Genomic DNA, 22219 nt, shown 5'->3' with positions numbered 1-22219 from the left:
TGAAACTTACTGAGATCAAACCATGCATGGCGCATCGACTAAAACATGGCTTACAGATTATTAAGAGCAGGTTCGAAGGCCAAATTACCTACGGCCTTCAAACCCGATAATTAACTTTCGATATACCTGCCTAGTTAAGCTGCCAAGTAAAGCCAAGTTCGAACGTGCGGCCGTATTCTTCGTACTGCGCGTTTTGGTTGCGCGTATCGAAATAGTTGTAGAAAGGTTCGTCACCTAAGTTGATGCCGTTGAAATACACCTGCATGCTGTCGTTGATGTAGTAGCGCGCCATGAAATCAACCTGTACGTGGTCGTCTTCAAATCTGAGCATGTCACCATCAATCTCTTCGAAATTGTCGCTTTTATAGGTGGTGGCTAGACGTACACTGAAGTCATTCGCTTCGTACCCAATGGTGATATTGCCAATACGGTCTGATTGATTTGGTAACTGGGTTTCAAATTTTTCGCCATCTAAGAAGGTAGTCGCTTCAGAATCGGTAAAAGTAGCATTGGCGGAAATAATAAAGCCATTGTTAAAGGCTTTCACCCAAGAAAGTTCTAAGCCGGTTAAATCGGCAGAGTCGCCGTTAATTGGCTGTATGACTTCTTCAAAACCTTCCCAACCGGTTGTATCTGCAACATCAGCATACACAACGAAGTTATCGATATTCTTGTAGAATAGCCCTGCTGAAATTACACCGATGTCACCTGGATAGTATTCAATCGACAAATCAACGTTTTGTGCTTCGTAAGGTTGAAGGTCAGGGTTGCCAACTTCCGCCTCTCGTTCAGTCACAAATACGCCATCATCTTCTTCTGTTTTGCTCTCGATGATTTGAAATGCCGCTACATCTTCAAACTTTGGTCTTGAAATAGTGTGGGTGTAGGCAGCGCGAAGCTGAAGTTTGTCGGAAACAGTGTATCTGGCATTTACACTGGGTAACCAATGATCGTAGTCGCGCTCTGCTTCCCATCGCGTATTTACCACTTCTTCCACGTCGGTTTCTTCGTTTTCTACAAGCTCTACTCGCATACCCGATGTAGAAAAGTCAGTACGTTCATAGCGAACACCTGCTACCAAATGAAGTTTATTTATATCTACGCTGCCCATGATATAAGCGGCAAAAATATCCTCTTCATTCACATAGGTCGCGCCACGGGACTCTACTTCAGAATTTAGGCTGTCTAATTCCAAGCTCTCGCGGTTTTCGTTAAAGTAGTTACGCATTTCACTACGATTAAGCCCAGGCCCAAAGTTATCAAGAGAGTAATCTGGACTGGCAGCTCCGAATTGCGAAGCGTCTAAGTCGTCGAAGTCTCCATCAAAAATAGCGATGCTGCTGTCGCGGTCTTTTTCTCGGCTTCGGTATTTCGAGCCAATTTTTAACTCACCGATATAGCCACCAAGGTTGATGGGGCGGGCGGCGTCGAATTTAATACTGGTTTCGGTATCTCTGGTGTAGTTATCTTCAAAGCTGATCTCATCGACCTCATAGGTTGATAAGTCCATGGCATCAGCGTTTTGTGACACGGTTGGACGCATAGTATTTAAGTCTGCGTCAATACTGTCATTTTCAGTTTTGAATACGTAATACAGTGCATCTGGCTCGTCTTCATCAGACTTTGCATAACCGAGCTGCCAGTTTGCTTTCCAGGTATCTAATTGGTGTTCACCACCTAACGCCACAGTAAAAATACTCTGGCTTTCAAAGCGGTCTTTACTTTCTCTTTCTATTTCTGAGTCTTCGCCATCGAACGTGAATATATTACCTTGACGGTATTCGTCGTCAGAAAACTCACTGTAAAGTGTGCGAAGAAAATATTGGTTGTTGAAGTCAGGACGAAAATCGATATTTAACGCACTGCCTAAACGTTCTCGAGTGATCGTGTAGTGACGTTGCTCAAGCTCATCGTCACCGTTACTTTCAACATTGTCTGAACCAAAATCTCGGTCAAAGTAGGAAACTGCTCCAGCCACCCCCCATTTAGGGGAAAGCTTCTTGGTAAACGTACCAGAAAGCTTTGGACTGGTTTCATCGCGCAAATCATTTTGACTGGCTTGCACGGTAACGCTCGCGGTATCTCGAGCCTTATCAAACGCACTCACGCTTTTCACCGCGACTGAACCACCAATGGCGTCTCCGTCCATATCGGGCGTTACCGATTTAGACACCTCTAACGTTTGGATGAGTTCAGAGGGAATAACGTCAAGGGCTACTGAACGTACGCCTGATTCAGGCGAGGGAATATTCAATCCGTTAATGGTTACGTTATTCAAGTTGGGGTCGATACCGCGTATGCCGACGAAACGACCTTCACCCTGATCTCGCTCAATCGACAAGCCAGGTAAACGCTGTAACGACTCAGCAGCATTTTGGTCTGGAAATTGTCCAATAGCATCTGCGGATACAATAGATGAAATACGATCTGACGTTCGTTGCTGGTTTATGGCACTTGCCTGACCGCTTCGTTGACCACGTACCAAGATCTCATCGATGGTATCGCCGCTGCCAAACTCCACGGCTGCGCGCGCAATGCCGTTGTCTGTCACTTTTATCGCTTGCGTAACCGTTTCCTCACCAAGATAAGAAATTTCTAGCGTGTAAGTACCCTCTGGAATAGAGGGAAACCGAAATGTACCGTCTGTGCCTGCTTCAGTAACTAGTCCTAATTCTTTAAGCTTAATTTGAGCACCGGTATAGCTGCGCGTCTGTGCGGCGTCTTTTACTGAACCGATAATTACGCCATCAGCAGCTGAAGCAGGTATAGCGACGCTAAGGCCCATTGCCGCTATGCAGGCAAGTGTTAGAGAAGAGTACGCGGTTTTAATTTTCATTTATTTTCCAATTAATTAAGCAGTAAAAAGGCGTTTTGAATAAGTGCTAAGTAAGTGAATGAGTACCCTAAGAATCCTGCATGACAGTTATATGACGATTTGATGGAACAAGCGGTACACAATCGGTAATTGTCGCCTATTTGCAATTGGCTGAGCTAAATTGACCCTTGCTTAAATTACTGATTTTGTTTGGTTTGTGTGTCTTTTTTTATGCTCCTAAAGTTCGCTGCCATCAAGATGTCACATTGCTGAGCCAAACTGACCCTCGACAGTTTCATCAGATTTGGGCAAGACTCTCGTTTTGTTATAAACGCTGGCGGTGGCCGGACTAACGCGTGATGTATCCAATTCAAGAGATTTCCAAAGAGAGCACTATGTTTACCTTTACAAATTCAACACAATTTAGGCATCACAAGCTTTGGCTAGCATTTACATTTTGCGTAGTGGCGTTAGCGGTTTGTTTAGCTTTTATTTTTGGCAATGCAAAAGAAAGCACCGTGATATCAGGCCTCGATATTGTGGGGGAGGGAAGCATTGCTTTTTTAACTTTGGCGTGGATGCTAGCTGCGCTTGCCAGCCGTCCTCCCGGCAAAGTAACGAGCCTTCTCACGGTAGGACTCGGCTTCTTTCTATTTTCAGTCAGTTTAGATTTCTTGGATGAGTTTTTTCATTATCCCGAAGAGGCTTATTGGCTAAGCATGATTGAGTCTTATCCTGCGGCTGTGGGTATGGTAATAATGACCGCGGCACTGTATCAGTGGCATCTAGAGCAGCGCGCGTTAAATTTGCAATTACGACGCAGAGAATGGGACTTTCGCGATCACGATGCTATCGATCCCATCACTCAGCTTTACCGCGCAGAGTATTGGAAAACACAAATTAATAAATTACAGCAGTCTGGCAAGTCAGCTGTCATCGCCATTATCGATATCAATAACTTCTCTTTGTTCAACCAAAAACATGGGTATACAGAAGGCGATAGGTATCTGCACGATATTGCGCAATTGGTTATCATGAATTTGCGTCAGCAAGATTTAGCGTGCCGTTATGCCGGTGATAGGTTTGCTATTTTGATGCCAGACGTCTCGCCCATGCAGGCTGACGTTATTCTCAGTGATATCAAAGTAAGTATTCAGCATCTTGCTTTTAGGCATAGCCTCAATGCAAACGCCATTTACACTACCGCTCGCAGTACTCAAGTGACTTTGTTACCTAATCAACGCCTTGCGACAGTGCTTAACACCATGCTCTTAGAACTTGAGCGTGCCCATGGTAGCGCAGCGTAATTAGGCCGGTTTGGTCAGTGTATTTGGCGAAAGTAATTGGTAGGGGTAACCGGTGAAGATGAATGAAGATGCCTGCAGCGAGTAACTTATGGATTTAATGTTACCAAGACTAAACGCACTACGAGACTCTGAGGACGAAGCTGCAATTGCAGGTGCTGAGTACTGTCATTCAACTCGTCTTTCTGGAGTGGGTGTCTCTCTAAAAGATGATGCTAAAGCGCTTGGCATGGGTGTCTCTGTAAAAAGCGATGCTGATATGCTTAACATGGATGTCATCGATAGTGCTGGTAGTGCTCATGTAGTGATGTCTAGCCAAGATAAAGTTATAGTTGGGTATTGGTTAGTGAGGGCAGCACTTAATGTTGCGCTCTCTCGTGGCGCGAATAAAAATAAGCTCTTGCGCGGTACAGGTATTTTTGAAGATGCGTTGCAACACCAATCACTACTAAGCACAAAGCAATACTCATCCCTGTTAGTGAATGTTCAAAGCCAGGCGAGAGGCGGCGACGTTAGTTTTTTGCTGGGGGGAGCTTTCGCCTCGCAGTGGCTATCTAGTCCACTTGATGCGCTCAAAGCATGTGAAAATGTAGAGCAGCTACTTTTACAGCTGACTCAACGCCAAACATACCGGTGGTGTAGCCTACCGCTCTGTCAGTTTCAGCGTTTTGAAAACGCAGACCAAATAATGTTAGTGCCTCAGTTTACAGGGATAAGCAGCAAACAGCTTCAGTTCTCCATTGAAATGGCATTCGCAAGCGTTGTTGCACTTATGAAAAGTATAGCGAATAAGCGAATTCGTTTATCTTTCTCTTTTACCGAGAGTCGACCAAGAAATATTGCTGATTACGAAACCCACCTTGGGCTTAAGTTATCGTTTAATCGCGCTTTTAACAGTATTTGCATTGAGAAAGACGTATTACGCCAACCTTTGAAGCTAACAGCTCAGTCGGATTGTTCTGCTGAATCACATGTTTCTCTGGAAGGTGTCGTTAGTAACAGCGCAACGCAAACAAAAGAAGGGGCTTCTATTGAATTGCAAAACCGCTTGTCTTTGCCTGATTTTGTGAGGCGTTATGTTTATGCATCCTCCAACACACAGGCAGCAAATATCGGATTACCTGAACTAGCGGAAACCTTAAACGTCAGTGTGGCTACGCTAAAGCGGAAACTAAAAGAGTACGGCACTAGCTATCGCGCGCTCTGCGAGGAAGTACAGCGCAATCATGCACTTTTACTTCTTTCGGTGCACAAAGTGAGTAACGAGACGGCGGCCAATGCAATGGGCATTAACGATTTACCTAACTTTCGACGAACGGTAAAACGGCTTACAGGTAAAACCCCTAGCGAGCTTAGAATTTAACGTGAATGACTGATAGCGCCTGTCCAAATTTCTACGTAACAGAGCTATGCCACACAATTATGCCAAACATTTATGCAACACAGCTATGAAAAATAGCTAGGCGGCAGTCGCGTTCTACGGCTTAATGGTTGTAGCTTCACTCGTGTAATAACTCGAAATCTCATCGTAGCGTCTGGCACAGTGCAGATGAGTTAATTATTGGAAAGTAAATTTCTTTTCAATGCTTTAAAAACCTTTTATCCTTTGCAGCTTTAGCTTTTCACCGTTCAAGACCGTCAAAATATGGTTTCGTTGAAGCTTTTTCTTACGCATTCGCAACCGGCAGGTGGCTTTTCCGCGTAGCCTTTAAACTGTTGCTAGCAGGCAATAAAACCCAAAAAGAGAGTTTTCTGTGCACGAAAATAAAGACATTGCACCAAATTCTATTGCACCTAACCCGCTAGGTTTAACGCCTATTTTGCTTTTTGTGATCCTTGTTGTGGTAACCGGCATTACTACAAACGACATCACTGCGATGCCTATTTTGGTTGCGTTTTTTATCAGCGCTGGCTATGGGCTATGTTTAAACCCGAAAGGGAAAAAGGTCAGCTTCTCTGAAAAAGTACAAACCTTTTGCAAAGGCGGTGGCGATAAAAACATTATTCTTTTGGTGCTTATTTTCCTGTTAGCCGGTGCGTTTTATGCGGTGACTATAGATATTGGCGCTCGGGATGCCACGGTGAATATGGCACTTCAATTTGTGCCTTCTGCACTTATATTGCCAGGTCTGTTTTTGATTTGCTGTTTCATATCATTTTCAATGGGCACGTCCATGGGCACCATTACCGCGCTCTCGCCCATAGGTGCAGGTCTTGCCACAAGTTTAGGGCTGCCGGTGGAAATGGCGCTTGGTATTGTGGTGGGGGGCGCAATGTTCGGTGATAACCTCTCGTTTGTTTCAGACACCACCATTGCCGCAACCCGTACCCAAGGCGTTCAGCTAAAAGACAAGTTCAAGGCAAACTTAATGGTTGCTGTGCCGGCGTGCATTGTCACCATGGCGTTGCTGCTTATGGTAGATGTTGATACTTCTGGTATTGTTGAAGGCGGCAGCTACGATTTTTGGCGCATAGTGCCTTACTTGTGCATTATCGCTTTTGCGCTAACAGGGTTTAACGTCATTAGCGTACTTGCAGTGGGTATTGCCAGTGCCTGCGTAGTAGGCTTGCTACAAGGAAGCTTTACGCCACTTTCAATGATGCAGAGCATCCAAAAAGGGATGGGCTGGATGCAAGACTTGGCTATGATTGCCATAACCATAGGCGGTATTGTGGCGCTTATGCACGCTAACGGCGGTATAACCTGGTTAATCGAGCGCTTAACCCGTAAAGTCACGTCAAAGAAAGGCGCTGAGTTCAGTATTGCTGGCCTAGTTAGCTTTTTAGACGTTACAACGGCGAACAACACTATTGCGATTGTTACCGCTGGTCCAATTGCTAAAGACTTAAATGAAAAATACGGTGTTGACCCTCGTCGTACCGCATCACTTTTGGATATCTTTTCGTGCAGTTTCCAAGGTTTAGTCCCTTACGGGGCACAGCTTTTAAGTGCCGCGGCCGTAGTAGGTATTTCACCGTTAGCTATTACACCGTACTGCTGGTATCCCATGCTGATTTTCGTGTTTGGTGTGGCGGCCATTTGGTTCGGTTTTCCCGTTTTAAAACGCCCCAAGACGATGAATTAACCCAAAGCGCTTAAATTCTCGTAACGCTTAACACGCTGGCTTTTTAGGGCGGTATCTTCTAGGATCACCGCCCGAATTTTATTGATGATTAGAAACACGCTTTAGGATGTCACTTTGTCTTCAACACTTGCAATAAAACCTCTTTACAACAAACTAGATGATTGTTTGAGCGCAGATAAATTTCGCTTGAAGCGCCGCATTACACAGCTTGCACAAAAAGTGAATGATAAATCTGGTGTTGAAGGAAAAGGCGCGGAGAAAAAAGCTGCTAATCCCAAAGTTTCAAAACGTAACAGCGCGGTTAGCGAAGAAAGCTTAAAAGCGCAGTTTGAAAAACTTGAAGGCGACATCGATGCATCGGTAGAAAAGCGTAATTGGCGTAAGAACAACCTACCCAAAGTTGAATACCCACCGCTGCCGGTTAGCGATAAAAAAGAAGACATTAAAGAAGCGATTGCGAATAACCAAGTGGTTATCGTTGCGGGTGAGACTGGGTCGGGTAAAACTACGCAGCTACCTAAGATATGCTTAGAGTTAGGTCGCGGTGTAAATGGCATGATAGCCCACACCCAGCCAAGACGATTAGCGGCGCGAAGTGTAGCCACCCGTATAGCCGAAGAGCTCAACACGCCGCTTGGCGAAAAGGTGGGTTTTAAAATTCGCTTTAGCGATCAGGTAAGCGAGCGAAGCTACGTTAAGCTTATGACCGACGGTATGCTGCTAGCTGAAATGCAGCAAGACCGCTTTTTAAATCAATACGATACTATCATCATCGATGAAGCCCACGAGCGAAGCCTTAATATCGACTTTTTGTTAGGCTATTTGCGTCAGCTTTTAGATAAGCGCCCTGATTTAAAACTCATCATAACATCAGCTACTATCGACCCAGAGCGATTCTCTAAGCATTTTAATAATGCGCCTATTATCGAAGTGAGCGGACGTACCTATCCGGTAGAAATTCGCTACCACGCGCCAGAAGACAATGATGACGATATTGATCAAAGCGACGCCATTATAAATGCTGTCGACGAGCTAATGCGTGAAGCGCCGGGCGACATTCTGGTATTTCTAAGTGGTGAACGCGAGATACGCGACACGCAAGATGCCTTGAGCAAACAGCATTATCGCAACACTGAAATTGTTCCGCTGTATGCGAGGTTGTCGGCGGCAGAGCAAAACCGCATATTTCAGTCTCACAGCGGCAGACGCATTGTACTTGCCACCAACGTGGCAGAGACCTCGCTTACGGTCCCCGGCATTAAATACGTCATTGACCCGGGCTTCGCCCGTATTTCACGCTACAGCGCCAGAAGTAAAGTGCAGCGTTTACCTATTGAGCCCATCTCTCAAGCGTCAGCGAATCAGCGAGCAGGGCGATGCGGCCGTGTGTCTGACGGTATTTGTATTCGCCTTTACAGTGAAGATGACTATCTAGGCCGCCCAGAATTTACTGACCCAGAGATCCTGCGAACCAACTTAGCGTCGGTTATTTTGCAAATGCTTGCTTTAGGGTTAGGCGATATCGCTGCTTTTCCATTTGTTCAGCCGCCTGATAACCGCAATATCAACGACGGTTTCCGTTTACTTGAAGAAATTCAAGCTATCGCGAAAGGCAAAGATAACCGAAAAACCAAGCAAAGCGGCAAGATGCAGCTTACTCCATTAGGTCGTCAAGTAGCACGTTTGCCTATCGACCCTCGCTATGCGCGTATGGTGATTGAAGCCGAGCGTACTAATGCGCTTAGCGAAGTAATGGTGATTGCAGCGGGGCTTTCAATTCAGGATCCGCGCGAGCGCCCACAGGAAAAACGGCAGCAAGCAGACGAGAAGCACAGTGAATATCACGATAAAGACTCTGACTTTATCAGTCTTTACAACTTGTGGGTGGCGTTTAGAGAGCAGCAAAACGCACTGAGTCAAAACCAATTGCGCAAATGGTGTAAGCAAAATTTCATCAACTATTTACGTATGCGTGAGTGGCAGGACATTGTTAGCCAACTTAAAAAGTCTATCGCTGAGCTGGGCTTTGGCATTTCAAAGCAAGAAGCCGACTATCAGGCTATTCACCAAGCCATCGCCAGCGGCTTGCTGTCTCACATGGGCTTTAAAGATAAAGAGCGCGAGTATATGGGTTCGCGTAATTCGCGCTTTCTTATTTTCCCTGGTTCAGGGCTATCAAAGTCTCAGCCCAAATGGGTAATGGCAGCTGAGCTTGTAGAAACCTCTAAGCTATTTGCTCGTATTGTGGCAAAAATTGACCCAGCATGGGTAGAGCCTTTGGCCGAGCATGTTGTGCAAAGAAGCTATTCAGAGCCACATTGGTCTAAAAAGCGCGGTGCGGTGATTGCCTTTGAAAAAGTAACCTTGTTCGGGCTACCCATAGTAATGAAGCGTGCGAAGGTTTATAGCCTCATCGACCCGCCAATTTGCCACGAGCTATTTATCCGCGAAGCGTTAGTCGAGGGCAATACTAAGCTCAATTACAGTTTCTTACAGGAAAATCAGGCGCTGCTTGAGCAGGCTGACGAGTTTGAACAAAAGACCCGTCGTCGCGATTTGATAGTCGATGATGAAGAACTGGTAAGCTTTTACGCGAAGCGCATTCCGGTTGAAGCCAATAATGATGCGGCGTTTAAGAAATGGTTTAAGCAACACGGAAGCAACGACAGTTTAACGTTTAAAGAAGAAGACGTATATCGTCAGCAGCCTGGGCAATCGGTAGCAATCGCATTTCCTGATGTATGGCGCCAAGGCAATATTACGCTGCCGCTTCGCTATAACTTCGAACCTAACGCTGAAGACGATGGCGTAACTGTTGTCATCCCGCTGCCTGTGCTTAATCAAGTTGATAACGTAGGTTTTGATTGGCTGGTGCCGGGACTAAGGCACGACCTTATTGTGGGGTTAATTAAAACCTTGCCAAAACGCTTGCGTCGTAACTTTGTGCCTGCGCCAAACTTTGCTGAAGCATGCCTTGCAGATATCAGTGAAACGGATAAAAACAACCGTCCAGTGCCGCTGCTTGAAGCTGTAACCGATAAGTTACGCAAAATGACGGGCGTTATTATTGAAAGCGAAGAGTGGAATTTAGAACAGCTTGATAAGCATTTAAAAATGCACTTCGCGGTAGTTAACGACAACGGTGATGACATTGCTAAAGGTGACGACCTTCACGCGCTTAAACAGCAGTGTGCAGGGCAGGTGAAACAAACCTTTGAGAAAGCCGCAACACCCGAGTTAGAGCGAAATAACATCGAACAATGGGATTTCGAAAGTTTGCCGGAAACCTTCGTGCAGAAAGTTGGCGGGTTTGAAGTTCAGGCGTTCCCGGCTCTGGTGCAAAAGGGTGATAAGGTAGATATTGCGTTAATTGAAGAAGCGGATAAGGCCCAAGTGCTGCACAAGCAAGGCGTGAATGTCTTGATTAAAAACGCGATGCCGTCGCCGCTTAATTATTTGCAAAGCAAATTACCTAACAAAGCCAAACTGGGTTTGTATTTCAATCCATTTGGCCAAGTGAAAGCGCTAATTGATGATTGTATTTTTGCGGGTATCGATGCCATTGTCAGTGATTACTGCAAAACCAATAACACCGACATTCGCAGCAAGGCCGATTTTGAAGCCTGTTTAGAGATTGCTCGTGCAAACATTAATGACAGGGTGTTAGAGATTGCCACGCAAGTGGAGCAGGGGCTTACCCTTGCGCACCAGTGCCAAAAGCAAATGAAAGGTAATGTACCGCTGACGATGATAAACGCCCTAGGTGACTGTAAAGCCCACTTGGCATCGTTAGTTTTTCCTGGTTTTGTTTCTGAAATTGGCGAGAGCAGATTAGATGATTGGAATCGTTACATTAAAGGTTTAGCTCGTCGGCTAGAGAAGCTCCCCATTGATCCCAACAAAGACAGAATGCATCAGGTCACGGTAGAAAAGTCGATTAAAGAATGGGAAAAGGCGTGCAGCAAATACCCCAAAGGTAAAGTACCTCAAGCTCTTAATGATGTGCGCTGGATGATAGAAGAATTACGGGTTTCGTTGTTTGCGCAGCAGCTTGGGACGGCTTACCCGATTTCGGCTAAGCGTATCACTTTGCACCTCGCTGACTTTTAAAAAAGGGCGTTAGGTGTAAGGTAGCATCAATGAGCTAGGCTAGGGCATGAGGGCACATATTTGTTATCGCAAACAAAACAGCGGGCAGAAACGGCTGAGTCGTTGATTTAAGTGGGAAGGTAGTCGAAATTAGACCAAAGTACACTTTTAATAATTGTTGAATAAATATTATACAGTTCGATTGACAAGTTACCGGCATCGCCCTATAACATCAGATGTAGTCGTCAGCGTAACGCTAAAAATCAGGAGAAGTAGACATGTTGGGATACGACGATAAGCGAAATTTTTTCAGGATGATGGTAAATTCGCCTTGTCAGTTGCAAATTACTGATGATGAGTCGAGCCGCACCATGCAGGCAATGTGTAGAGATATCAGTGCTACAGGTATGTCTTTGGAAGTCGATGAACCCTCAATTGAGGTGGGTACACAAGTGAGTGTTGCAATAGAGTCATCTAGTTCGCAAATCCCATCTTTGGCAGCATTAGCGACTGTTGTGCGCTGTGAACCTGAATCCGAGTCAAGCTGCATTATAGGCGTCGAAATTTCTCAGATGAAATAGTCTAATCTAACGTTTTAGGGCGGGGTAAAAGCTTCGCCTTTTCGTGTCTAACTAAAAAACACAAAGCGTCAGGGTCTACAGCAATGACGTCCTCGCGGTGTTGCTTCTTTCTTTACACTCCTATGTTGACCAGCCCGTTGTGGTTTGAAAACAGTCTTTCAGCTTTCATATACTAAACCGAATAGGCCGTTCAGTTTTTTCTATTTTAATTCTCAGTCTTAATTGCTAATAATTCTCATTAATGCGAAAGCAAACTGATTTAATACTTTGAGAGAGCGATGACTATGAAAAAGACGATGACCTTTGCAGTGATGCACTTTTCAGTGGTCTTTACGGTTGCCTACTTACTGACAGGAAGTGTGGTAGTAGGCGGTGCCGTAGCGTTGGTTGAGCCAGCCATTAATACCGTGGCGTTTTATTTTCACGAGATGGTGTGGAAGAAAGTTGAAGAAAAAGAGGGTGTTGTTAAGGAACAATCAGATGACAGTTCACAACAGTTATCAAGTCGCTTTTTTAACAATGAGATAACCTTTGCATCTTAGGGGAATGGATTTACCTTCGTAAGCTTTTCGCACAACGTAATGTTAGCTCAATTGATTTCGTTAAGCGCCCTATACATCAACAAGGGCGCTTTTTTAATAGCTAGTCGTCGGTGACTTCACACACTAGACCTTTCAAGTAATAGCCTTCTGGATAGCTGCCAATGATAGGATGATCTGAGGCTTGATTAAGCCTTGCGATAATTTTGATAGTACGACCTGCATCAAGTGCAGCGTCTGCCACAACTTTCTGGAATAAATCTGCCGGCATAAGGCCAGAGCAGCTAAATGTAAGCAGCAGCCCACCAGATTTAACAGCATGTATGCCGTACATATTAATGTCTTTATAGCCGCGGGCAGCACGGTTTAATGTTGCCTTGCTGTCGACAAACTTTGGCGGGTCGAGTATCACCATATCAAACTGTTTGCCCTGCTCGTGATACTCCCTGAGTGCCTTAAACACGTCTTGGTTTACGTAATTGGCTTTGTTTTCGTCTAAACCATTGATGGCTACATGGTGCTTAGCCAAATCAAGAGCAGGCTGAGATACATCAACGTTTGTAACTGACTTAGCACCGCCAGCAAGTGCGTAGCAAGAAAACGTACCTGTGTAGCTAAAACAGTTGAGTACGTCGGCATCTTTCGCGTAGTGCGCAGCCGCCGCGCGACTGTCTCGCTGATCAAGGTAAAAACCGGTTTTATGGCCGTTCTCGATATCAACCACTATGTTGATGCCGTTTTCTTTTACTGTAACTTGCATAGGTGGTTCACCATGCAGTACACCAGTTACAGGCTCTAAGCCTTCTTTCTTGCGCACATCCACGTCGCTTCGCTCGTATATGTGTACATTAGGCATTAGCTTAGTAATTGCCCACACTATCTTATCTCTGTGTTTTTCGCCGCCCGCGCTCAAAAGCTGAAGTACTGCAACGTTGTCGTATAGGTCTATAGTGATCCCTGGAAGGCCATCACTTTCAGACGCTATCCAGCGAAACGCGTTGGTTTTGTTTGGGTCAAACAAGCGTTTGCGAAGGGCTAGTGCAGTTTCTAAACGGCGTAGGAAAAATCCGTTATCAATGCTTTCGTCTTTTTTAAATGTCCACATACGAACGCGAATTTTTGAATTTGGAGAGTAAGCGCCTCGCCCTAACCAGTCGCCTTCAGAGTCAAATACGTCTACCGTATCGCCAACTCGCGCGCGGCCCTTTAGTTCAGCCACAGCGCTTTCGAATACCCAAGGGTGTTTGCGGCGAAGTGATTTGTCTCTGGATGGCTGTAATATGACCTGTGCTGACATGAAGGCTCTCGTACTAATTTAATAAATGTGAAACAGAGTTAAGCGATTTTACTCGCTTATGAGAATGGTCGCGATTATACGCAATTTCATAAGTTCTGTGTTAATAATACCAATCTGCATAGATAATTACCCACTCAGCGAGAGTTAAAATGCTCTATCCGGACTGGTATAAACACAAAACAAACCCAAACTGTTTGATATAAAAGTACGTAGCCAAATTACGATTAAAATTTAAGACTAGGATTGGATGTAAATTATGCGATATGTCGATTTTGAAAAAGGATGCGGCCCAAGCGAACTTGTTGTAAAGGAATGTGAAGGGCTGTCGCTAGCACCAGGGAAAGTAAAAGTTGACGTAAAAGCGTTTGGGGTGAATCGTGCGGATACCTTGCAACGCCAGGGGAATTACCCACCTCCACCAGGCGAGAGCGGTATTCTTGGATTAGAGGTAGCTGGCGTGGTGTCAGAGGTTGCCAGTGACGTCACTGCATTTAAAGAAGGTGACGAAGTATTTGGTTTGGTTGCAGGTGGCGGCTATGCCACTGAAGTGATCGTTAATCCAGCCCATTTAATGCCCATTCCCAAAGGCATGCCGTTTTTTGAAGCCGCGGGTTTGGCCGAAGTGTTTCTTACGGCATTTCAGTGTTTGCGCACAATCGCGCATGTAAAGCCGGCTGAACGGGCGTTAATTCATGGCGGTGCAAGCGGTGTAGGGCTGGCTGCCACGCAACTTTGTCGATATTGGGGCGTACACAGTGCGGTAACGGCTTCAAGTCAAGATAAGCTTTCGTTGTGTGAAAGCAATGGCGCAGAGCATCTTATCAATTATAAGCAGCAACAGTTTGATGATGTGCTTAAAAAAGTCTGGCCTGAAGGGGTTGATATGGTGCTTGATATGGTAGGTGGCGACTACCTCAACCGTAACCTTAAAATACTGAAGCAAGATGGAAAAGTGGTTTACTTAGCGATGCTGGCAGGGAGATATGCTGATAACCTCGATATGGCTATGCTGTTAGGTAAAAGGGCGTCCATTATTGGCACGACACTTAGAAATCGAAGCGACGATTATAAAGCTGATCTAATTCGTGACTTTACTACCGTATGCTTGCCCGCTTTTGAGACTAAAGAGCTTAGGGTAAATATCGATACTCACTATTGCATTGAAGATATCAGCGAACCCCACGTGCGTTTGGAAAACAACGATACGCAGGGCAAGTTGGTTCTTTCTTGGTAAATGAGCTTTGCAGTAAGCTTATCTAATTGCCAACGAAGCCTTCGTCGGGTTTCGTTGGATTGGCTTCTGCCGCATTGCGGGCCAGGTCGTCACAGCGCTCATTTTCAGGGTGCCCCGAATGGCCTTTTACCCAATGCCAGTTTACCTGATGCTTTTTTACCGCTTCATCTAGTCGCTTCCACAAATCTGCGTTCTTGACGGGTTTTTTATCTGCCGTGCGCCAACCGTTCTTGCGCCAGTTATGGATCCACTGATTAATACCGTTTTTTACGTACTGGCTGTCGGTAGTTAATTTAACGTTGCACGGTTCGTTTAGGCTATTAAGTGCTTCGATAGGGGCTAAGAGTTCCATGCGATTGTTAGTGGTGTGGGCAAAGCCGTCGCTCAACTCTTTTCTGTGTTGCTTATAAATTAACACAGCGCCGTACCCGCCCGGTCCAGGGTTGCCTAAGCACGAGCCGTCGGTGTATATATGAATGGTCTTTTGAGCCACAGCGTTTCCTTTGATTTAACTGGCTTAATTTATATTGTCTTTTCCCTTAGCGGATTGCGAAGGGGTTGATATACTATCAAAAAATGAAAGTGTAATTATAGTAGAGGTTCCATGCGCCAAATTGTTCTCGATACTGAAACCACAGGTATTGACCCCAAAGAAGGCCACCGCATTATCGAAATAGGGTGTGTTGAAGTTGTTAACCGCCGATTGACTGGGAATCACTTTCACGTTTACATCAATCCTGGCCGTCACATTGAACAAGAGGCAATTGAAGTCCACGGTATAACCAATGAATTTCTTGCCGACAAGCCTACCTTTTCTCAAGTGGCTCAGGAGTTTGTGAGCTTTATCAAAGGGGCACAGTTAGTCATTCACAACGCGCCTTTCGACGTTGGGTTTATGGATCACGAGTTTGGCATGGAAGCGTCTACCAAAGGCGTTATTACTAACCAAATTTGCGAAGTTCTCGATACACTTACTCTTGCTCGCCAAATGCACCCAGGCCAAAAGAACAACCTCGATGCCTTGTGTAAGCGTTATGGTATAGACAATAGTCATCGTACCCTTCACGGCGCTTTGCTGGATGCGGAAATCCTGGCAGATGTTTACCTGTTGATGACCGGTGGGCAAACTAAGCTAAAATTGTCATCTAGTTCGGGCAGCGACGCAGACTCCACGGCAATTCGTAGAATTAACCGAAGCGCAAATAAATTAAAGGTTATTAAAGCCTCCGCCGATGAAATAACACAGCATGAGGCCCGCTTGGATATTGTCGAAAAAGCGGGTGGCAAATGTTTATGGCGTCCTCAGCCTGAAGAGGTGTCTTAGCAGAACATAATCAAACAGAACTAAAATAGCCAAACAATGCAGGAGCAGCGTAGCGTGAGAGTGTGGTTTTATTGGGTAATTTTTTTATCATTGTTTATACACTTAAGCGCTGGCGCTCAGTCGCAAGAAGACGAACGCGACGCTGCAAGGCAGCTTGCTGATAGCGCTGTACAAAATGCTCAATCAAGCAACGCAACAATAGATACATCTCCTCTTACAGAGCTTGGTGATGAATACACCAACTCCATTCAACTGTTACAAAACCGCTTTCGCGTTGACTATAACGTTAAAGAAATCACCATGGTTTTCTTTAGGGAGTACGGTTCTGCTCCTGTAGTGCTGGTTAGACCCGATGGTTCAAAGCTATTTCAAGGGCGCGTCGACGAAGAAAAGGTGCAGTGGTACGACGCTGATACCTTTGACATGATCACCATCAAAGATCCTGTGCCTGGGCCTTGGCAAGCTGTAGGTCAAGTATTACCGGAAAGCCGTGTAATGGTTTTGTCTAATGTTGAACTTCATGCTGAGCCGTTACCGAATGTGCTGTTTGCCGGCGAAATACTTAAATCCACAGCCTATTTAACCAACAACGGCAAGCCTATAGAAAACAAACAGTTCAGAGATGTCGTCGACTTAGAGATTGAGTTTAAGAGTACCAATAACCCTAACTACGGCAACTTTGGTACAAATGACCAGCGCATAGCGACATTTAAAGACGATGGGCGAGGGATGGATGAGCGACCAGGAGATGGCGTTTTTACTGGCCAGTTCAACTTGAAAATACCGGCTGGTGAATGGAAGCCTATTTTTCGCGTAAGCACACCAATGTACACCCGCGAGCAAATAGGCGAACTTATCGTCTTACATGAAAATCCCGTGTCTATTGATGTTGAAATGGATGGAGGCGGAGAGGGCTATCATAAAATTATTATTGATGTAGACCGTGAATTAGTCGACATCGAGTCACTGTTAGTCGATGGCAAAGTGAAGTTTCCTAATTCCGATATGCAGAATTTTTCGCTAACAGAAGGCGGTGTGGATCCTCGAGAGCACTTAATTGTCGCCTACGAAGAAGGAATTTTTAGGGTAAAACTCACTGCTTACGGCACGACAATGGATGGGCGCGATTTTATATTAGATGTCCCTGAATATAGTTTTGTGGCAGAGGGACCTGCCGAGCCTGAGGTTGAAGACCCTTTAATCAATGGAAAAGATCCTATCGTTGATGGCAGTGCACCCTCAATAACGCAACCTGAAGTGCCACAAGACGATATGCAGCCAAATTCGGTAGAAGATGAAATGGATGATGGGACGCTAACCCTCATTCTGGTGGCCGTAAATGGGTCTATAGTGCTCATCGGAGTAATCGCTGCTGCTGTAATTATTATTATGCGAAAAAAGGCGTCTGCGCCTAAGCAAGCAAATAGTACTGCAAAGCCATCCGGAGAAACCACCGATGCTGACCTTACTATGGAATCTGAACCTAAGGGGTTTAAAAAACTGTTAGGGCTATTCAAAAAGCGTGAAAAAGCTGAAAAGGAATAGCAGGGAGACCAGCGCTTCAGTTTAAGGCGTCGCTAATTTGTTCAGTTTGAATTTTATTTCGACATAATGCCTATTTAACAGGCAAACAAACCGCAGATGACAATTTTATTAATAAAAAGCGTTGACTCCACATAGGGGAATACGTATTATCTGCGCCGCAGTCAGGGGACAGGGCAACAACAGCCAAGTCAACTCACTGATAACATTGAAGATGTGGAGCGGTAGTTCAGTTGGTTAGAATACCGGCCTGTCACGCCGGGGGTCGCGGGTTCGAGTCCCGTCCGCTCCGCCACTCCTTCAATGGTATAACTAAAAGGTCTTCGGAGCGGTAGTTCAGTTGGTTAGAATACCGGCCTGTCACGCCGGGGGTCGCGGGTTCGAGTCCCGTCCGCTCCGCCATTAATGATAAGCTTTTCTTCTTAGATAATTCCCCCTTCTGGGGACACTCAAAAAGTTCTTTTTCACTCTGCAGTTAAAATTGCTGTTCTCGCAATCGCACTTTATTTATTCTTACCCTCTTGTCAGTTAGCCATTCAAGAAATTGCTCCGTTTCACAATTGCACAATGTGACATTAGAAACATTATTCCTCTTCGATTAATAGTCTTCTATAAAGTAAAAAAACACCCAACAAACAGTAACATGCCCTAAAGTCGTAGTGTCTTTTTTTTAATTTGTACTAAAGTTAGGTCGTTCACGCTAAAAAAACACGGAAATTATGAATAAAAGCGACCAAAAACAGTACTTTCTTGCTGATAATTTAAAAGCAATTGGGGTGTCATTGCTAAGCGTAGTGGGTGTGACCCTATTACTCGCTATCGTTATGTTTATGTTTATTCGAGAACAAGAGGAGAGTCGCGCTACAGAAATACTAGATAATGTGCGCGTGGTATTTAGAGATGCTGAGATCACGCTCGATTACCTAAATGCGCTGCCGTATCAAACCTGTGAAATGGATAACCTAGCGGAAATGCGAAAAACCTTGTTTCGCTCTCGATTTGTAAAAGAGATAGGTTTTTATCAAAATAACGAGCTATTGTGCAGTACTTATTTGGGCATTCTAGAAGAGCCCATGAAAGAGGTTAAGCCTGATTTTTATACTCAGCTTGGCGACGCTTTTTGGATAAATACTCCTCTTCAGCTTTTCGATAAACAAGCTACCGGTACTATAGTACAGCGCGGACGTTACAACGCAGTATTGGATATGGATAGTGTCATTGGTTACAGCTACACGCAAGATTGGCAGCTGTTCTACAATGGCGATCAGTTTTATCATATGGCAGGTAATCCTAGCCTTGTCGGTTCTACCCTCAGCCAAGATGACATGGACGCACGCACTGGCTATTTTTCCTTACAATTTATCCAGTGTGATGAACGCTACAATCATACCTGCCTAAAAGTGAAATCTGATCACGGTCGCGTATTAGATTTGCACATGGGCAAGCTGGTGTTGTTTGTGTTTGCTATGTTAATGACAGCAGCGTTGACGCATATGATTACCTTTAACTATTTAAGACGACGACGTTCACTTGAGTCTCGCGTCAGTAAAGGGCTAAAAGAACATAAGTTCTATTGCTTGTACCAACCTTTTGTAAACTTGGAATCGGGAAAGGTCATTGGGTGCGAAGTATTGAGTCGATTTGAGGATGAATTTGGGCCGATTTACCCTGACGAATTTATTCCTCAGGTAAAAGAGCAGGATATGACCTGGGAATTTACGGTTGATATGATTACCACCGCCATGAGAGAACTCAACGAAAACCCAGAGATCCCCGAAGGCTTTAAGGTATCGTTTAATTTATTCCCCTTCGATTTTACCCGCGAAGGTTGTTTGGACCTAGACTTTGTACTAGATATGAACGTAAAGAACTTCAAGTTAGTTTTAGAGATTACTGAGGATGAGCAAATCGCCACTCATAGTGCGGTGAAGCACATTAAGTCGCTGAAGAGCAAAGGTTTCTTATTTGCAATTGACGACTTTGGAGTGGGTTATTCAAATTTAAGCCAGCTTAAAACGCTAAATTGTGATTACCTTAAAATTGACCGCAGCTTTGTTATGGATATGGAAGATAACAGCATTCGTTCATCGCTCATCCCTCACATTGTGAGCATTGCCGAAGGACTTAATGTTGATTTGATTGCAGAAGGGGTTGAGAACATTGAACAATGCAATGAACTGAAAGGATTAACCATCGGCTTTGGTCAAGGGTGGTTATTTGGCAAGCCACAGTCTGTGGATGCGCTGGCCAAAAGCGTTCAAGGCACACAATAATACAGATTGATATTTACGTTTTAGCGCTGTTATTTTTCAGTTGGTGTTGGTAGTGTTTAACGCTACCATTCACCGTCTGGAAATTAAAGAAGAATACTCGCATGCAGGACGTGCTAATTTGCCGCAATATTAATAAAACCTATCAAGATGGCAGTAATGCTACCCCCGTTTTACACGATGTCTCTCTTTCAATAAAAGCTGGCGAACATGTTGCTATTTTAGGTAGCTCCGGCTCAGGTAAAAGCACCCTTTTACATATTCTTGGAGGGTTAGATAAACCTTCTAGCGGTGAAGTCGAATTCAATGGAAAATCACTCGGTCAATTATCTGGAAATGCATTAGCAAAGCTTCGCAATGACGAAATGGGCTTTATCTATCAATTTCATCATTTACTCGGTGAATTCACAGCGTTAGAAAATGTAGCAATGCCGCTAAGAATTAGAGGGCTCTCGACCAAATTGGCCCACGGCAAGGCTCGTGAAATGTTAGATGAAGTTGGGCTTTCTAACCGCGTCGACCATTTACCATCGACCATGTCAGGCGGTGAACGACAGCGTGTGGCAATAGCACGAGCTTTAGTTACCGAGCCATCAGTAGTACTGGCCGACGAACCTACAGGAAATCTTGATGACTCGACGGGTGAGCAAATTTATAAACTGCTTACTAGCTTAAGTGATAAAAAAGGGACAGCGTTTGTTGTCGTTACCCATGATATTACCTTGGCGGGGAAAATGGACAGGGTACTGAAGATAAAGGACGGCAGATTAGCGAGCGATACGTTATTCAAGGAGAGCCAAGATGCTCGCCTTTGAATTGGCCCAACGCTTCAGAAAAACACGTTCAGAACAGCGTTTCATCTCTTTTATTTCGATGTCATCCACCATTGGGATTGCCCTTGGTTGCTTTGTACTAATTGTGTTGCTGAGCGTAATGAACGGATTTGAAAAAGAGCTTACAAGTCGTATTTTGAGTGTGGTTCCTCATGGTGAATTATATAGCAAGAGCGAAAGCGGGATAGAAAATTTAGACGCGCAGCTCTATCGTTTGTCTCAAGATAGCCGTATTGCCTCTGTCACGCCATACACAGGGATAACCGGAATGTTGCAGTCAAAGGGGGAGTTGAAGGCGATTAGTGTTACTGGAATTCCGGTTAACAGTGTTAGCGACAAATATGCTGAAAGAGTCACAAGTGACGATTGGCAACGTTTTTCGATGCAAGAAAATGGTCTCATCGTAGGAAAGGGTATTTTCGCTTCCATGGACCTTAATATTGGTGACATTGTTCAAATACTCATTCCCCAAACAACACAGGATCTAACCTTCAAAGCCCCACGTACAATTACGCTTTCTATTTCTGGAGTGCTATCTGTTGGCGGTGAACTCGATAACCAGCTAGGTTTAATGCACTTGGAAACAGCGTCTGAAGCTATTGGTATTTCATCTAAGTCACAAGGAATTCAGTTTACACTTATCGACCCATTTTCATCTTACGACACGATGCGAGATATAGGTTACAGCTACCCTCAGGGTGTTTACATGTCTGACTGGACACGTACCCAAGGCCACTTATATAACGATATTCAGCTAGTTAGAGCTGTGGTGTATATCGCCTTGACGCTGGTCATTGCCGTTGCTTGTTTTAACATTGTGTCGTCACTGGTTATGGCGGTTAGAGACAAACAGGCTGCCATCGCAATATTAAAAACCATGGGAGCGACGGATCGTTTAATTCGCAATACCTTTGTGTTGCAGGGCGTTATCAATGGGGTTATGGGCATTACTGTAGGTGTGGTTTTAGCGCTACTGGTAGCACCTAACCTCTCTGAGATTGTTCGCTTTATTGAGGTGGCGATAGGCATAGAAATTCTTTCAGGCGATATATATTTCATCGATTTCCTACCATCTGATCTACATTGGCAAGACGTCGTAGTAACCGTGGTTGTTGCTATGTTCTTGAGTGTGGGCGCTACTATTTATCCGGCGCAAAAGGCAGCCAAAGTATCACCTTCATCAGCGCTTCACTAACTTTAAGCTCAACAGGGTAAGTAATACCAGTCAGCATAGATCATTACCCACTCAGCGAGAGTTAAAATGTTCGTAATCGCGGCGTGTTACCGCAGGTATAGTGGTTCTAC

The 22219-nt window shown here is 44.8% G+C and carries 15 protein-coding genes and 2 tRNA genes; 14 read left to right on the top strand and 3 right to left on the bottom strand.

Annotated elements, in window-relative coordinates:
• Window positions 1-130 precede the first annotated feature (130 nt).
• Window positions 131-2836: a TonB-dependent receptor gene (locus WA381_RS14765; RefSeq protein ID WP_156086281.1), complete on the bottom strand. Its 2706-nt coding sequence runs from the start codon at window positions 2834-2836 to the stop codon at window positions 131-133.
• Between the two features lie 374 nt (window positions 2837-3210).
• Here WA381_RS14765 and WA381_RS14760 point away from each other — a divergent pair, with 374 nt between their 5' ends.
• The 6 genes from WA381_RS14760 to WA381_RS14735 all read left to right on the top strand — a co-directional run bounded on the left by WA381_RS14760 (window position 3211) and on the right by WA381_RS14735 (window position 12417).
• Window positions 3211-4122 (top strand): diguanylate cyclase domain-containing protein, encoded by a 912-nt coding sequence (locus WA381_RS14760; protein WP_156086282.1) that lies wholly within the window; start codon window positions 3211-3213, stop codon window positions 4120-4122.
• An 88-nt stretch (window positions 4123-4210) separates the two neighbouring features.
• Entirely contained in the window at window positions 4211-5482 is a 1272-nt protein-coding gene (locus tag WA381_RS14755) for a helix-turn-helix domain-containing protein (RefSeq protein WP_156086283.1), read from the top strand.
• A 391-nt stretch (window positions 5483-5873) separates the two neighbouring features.
• Window positions 5874-7205 carry a Na+/H+ antiporter NhaC family protein gene (locus WA381_RS14750; RefSeq protein WP_197044404.1) on the top strand — a complete coding sequence of 444 codons (1332 nt, stop codon included), beginning with the start codon at window positions 5874-5876 and terminating at the stop codon, window positions 7203-7205.
• 114 nt (window positions 7206-7319) lie between these two features.
• On the top strand, window positions 7320-11315 hold the full coding sequence (gene hrpA, locus WA381_RS14745; protein WP_156086284.1) for an ATP-dependent RNA helicase HrpA: 3996 nt from the start codon (window positions 7320-7322) through the stop codon (window positions 11313-11315).
• Window positions 11316-11572: 257 nt separating this feature from the next.
• Window positions 11573-11875, top strand: a complete 303-nt coding sequence (locus WA381_RS14740) for a PilZ domain-containing protein (RefSeq protein ID WP_014949177.1) — start codon at window positions 11573-11575, stop codon at window positions 11873-11875.
• Between the two features lie 284 nt (window positions 11876-12159).
• Window positions 12160-12417, top strand: a complete 258-nt coding sequence (locus WA381_RS14735) for a DUF2061 domain-containing protein (RefSeq protein ID WP_156086285.1) — start codon at window positions 12160-12162, stop codon at window positions 12415-12417.
• A gap of 100 nt (window positions 12418-12517) precedes the next feature.
• On the opposite strand, the gene WA381_RS14730 is transcribed toward WA381_RS14735, so the two are convergent.
• Entirely contained in the window at window positions 12518-13711 is a 1194-nt protein-coding gene (locus tag WA381_RS14730; RefSeq protein ID WP_014949179.1) for a class I SAM-dependent rRNA methyltransferase, read from the bottom strand.
• Window positions 13712-13967: 256 nt separating this feature from the next.
• Between WA381_RS14730 and WA381_RS14725 the strand changes: the two genes are divergently transcribed.
• Entirely contained in the window at window positions 13968-14945 is a 978-nt protein-coding gene (locus WA381_RS14725) for an NAD(P)H-quinone oxidoreductase (protein WP_156086286.1), read from the top strand.
• 22 nt (window positions 14946-14967) lie between these two features.
• Here the strand turns inward: WA381_RS14725 and rnhA are convergent, their stop codons facing one another.
• Complete coding sequence (rnhA, locus tag WA381_RS14720) at window positions 14968-15438, bottom strand: ribonuclease HI (protein WP_156086287.1); 471 nt, start codon at window positions 15436-15438, stop codon at window positions 14968-14970.
• Between the two features lie 111 nt (window positions 15439-15549).
• Here rnhA and dnaQ point away from each other — a divergent pair, with 111 nt between their 5' ends.
• From dnaQ to WA381_RS14685, 7 genes are all read left to right on the top strand, one after another.
• Complete coding sequence (gene dnaQ / locus WA381_RS14715; RefSeq protein WP_156086288.1) at window positions 15550-16269, top strand: DNA polymerase III subunit epsilon; 720 nt, start codon at window positions 15550-15552, stop codon at window positions 16267-16269.
• 54 nt (window positions 16270-16323) lie between these two features.
• Window positions 16324-17814, top strand: a complete 1491-nt coding sequence (locus tag WA381_RS14710; RefSeq protein WP_156086289.1) for a TIGR03503 family protein — start codon at window positions 16324-16326, stop codon at window positions 17812-17814.
• Window positions 17815-18029: 215 nt separating this feature from the next.
• Window positions 18030-18106: transfer RNA gene (locus WA381_RS14705), tRNA-Asp, on the top strand.
• A 30-nt stretch (window positions 18107-18136) separates the two neighbouring features.
• Window positions 18137-18213 (top strand) — tRNA-Asp (locus WA381_RS14700).
• Window positions 18214-18530: 317 nt separating this feature from the next.
• The gene (locus WA381_RS14695; RefSeq protein ID WP_156086290.1) at window positions 18531-20084 is read left to right on the top strand and encodes an EAL domain-containing protein; all 1554 of its coding nucleotides are present in this window, start codon (window positions 18531-18533) and stop codon (window positions 20082-20084) included.
• Window positions 20085-20185: 101 nt separating this feature from the next.
• Complete coding sequence (lolD, locus tag WA381_RS14690) at window positions 20186-20896, top strand: lipoprotein-releasing ABC transporter ATP-binding protein LolD (RefSeq protein WP_156086291.1); 711 nt, start codon at window positions 20186-20188, stop codon at window positions 20894-20896.
• Window positions 20883-22109, top strand: a complete 1227-nt coding sequence (locus WA381_RS14685) for a lipoprotein-releasing ABC transporter permease subunit (RefSeq protein ID WP_156086292.1) — start codon at window positions 20883-20885, stop codon at window positions 22107-22109. The genes lolD and WA381_RS14685 overlap by 14 nt, the downstream gene beginning before the upstream one ends.
• Window positions 22110-22219 lie beyond the last annotated feature (110 nt).

This window comes from Alteromonas sp. CH_MED4-4 (assembly GCF_037029575.1).
Lineage (GTDB): Bacteria > Pseudomonadota > Gammaproteobacteria > Enterobacterales > Alteromonadaceae > Alteromonas > Alteromonas macleodii.
The sequence above is the reverse complement of the archived record's forward strand: the minus strand, read 5'-3'. Positions and strand labels throughout refer to the sequence as shown.

What these genes read in the sequence shown, in the direction of transcription:
- WA381_RS14765 (WP_156086281.1), bottom strand. Translation starts at nt 2,836, where the DNA reads ATGAAAATTAAAACCGCGTACTCTTCTCTAACACTTGCCTGCATAGCG.
- WA381_RS14760 (WP_156086282.1), top strand. Translation starts at nt 3,211, where the DNA reads ATGTTTACCTTTACAAATTCAACACAATTTAGGCATCACAAGCTTTGG.
- WA381_RS14755 (WP_156086283.1), top strand. Translation starts at nt 4,211, where the DNA reads ATGGATTTAATGTTACCAAGACTAAACGCACTACGAGACTCTGAGGAC.
- WA381_RS14740 (WP_014949177.1), top strand. Translation starts at nt 11,573, where the DNA reads ATGTTGGGATACGACGATAAGCGAAATTTTTTCAGGATGATGGTAAAT.
- WA381_RS14735 (WP_156086285.1), top strand. Translation starts at nt 12,160, where the DNA reads ATGAAAAAGACGATGACCTTTGCAGTGATGCACTTTTCAGTGGTCTTT.
- WA381_RS14730 (WP_014949179.1), bottom strand. Translation starts at nt 13,711, where the DNA reads ATGTCAGCACAGGTCATATTACAGCCATCCAGAGACAAATCACTTCGC.
- WA381_RS14725 (WP_156086286.1), top strand. Translation starts at nt 13,968, where the DNA reads ATGCGATATGTCGATTTTGAAAAAGGATGCGGCCCAAGCGAACTTGTT.
- dnaQ (WP_156086288.1), top strand. Translation starts at nt 15,550, where the DNA reads ATGCGCCAAATTGTTCTCGATACTGAAACCACAGGTATTGACCCCAAA.
- WA381_RS14695 (WP_156086290.1), top strand. Translation starts at nt 18,531, where the DNA reads ATGAATAAAAGCGACCAAAAACAGTACTTTCTTGCTGATAATTTAAAA.
- lolD (WP_156086291.1), top strand. Translation starts at nt 20,186, where the DNA reads ATGCAGGACGTGCTAATTTGCCGCAATATTAATAAAACCTATCAAGAT.
- WA381_RS14685 (WP_156086292.1), top strand. Translation starts at nt 20,883, where the DNA reads ATGCTCGCCTTTGAATTGGCCCAACGCTTCAGAAAAACACGTTCAGAA.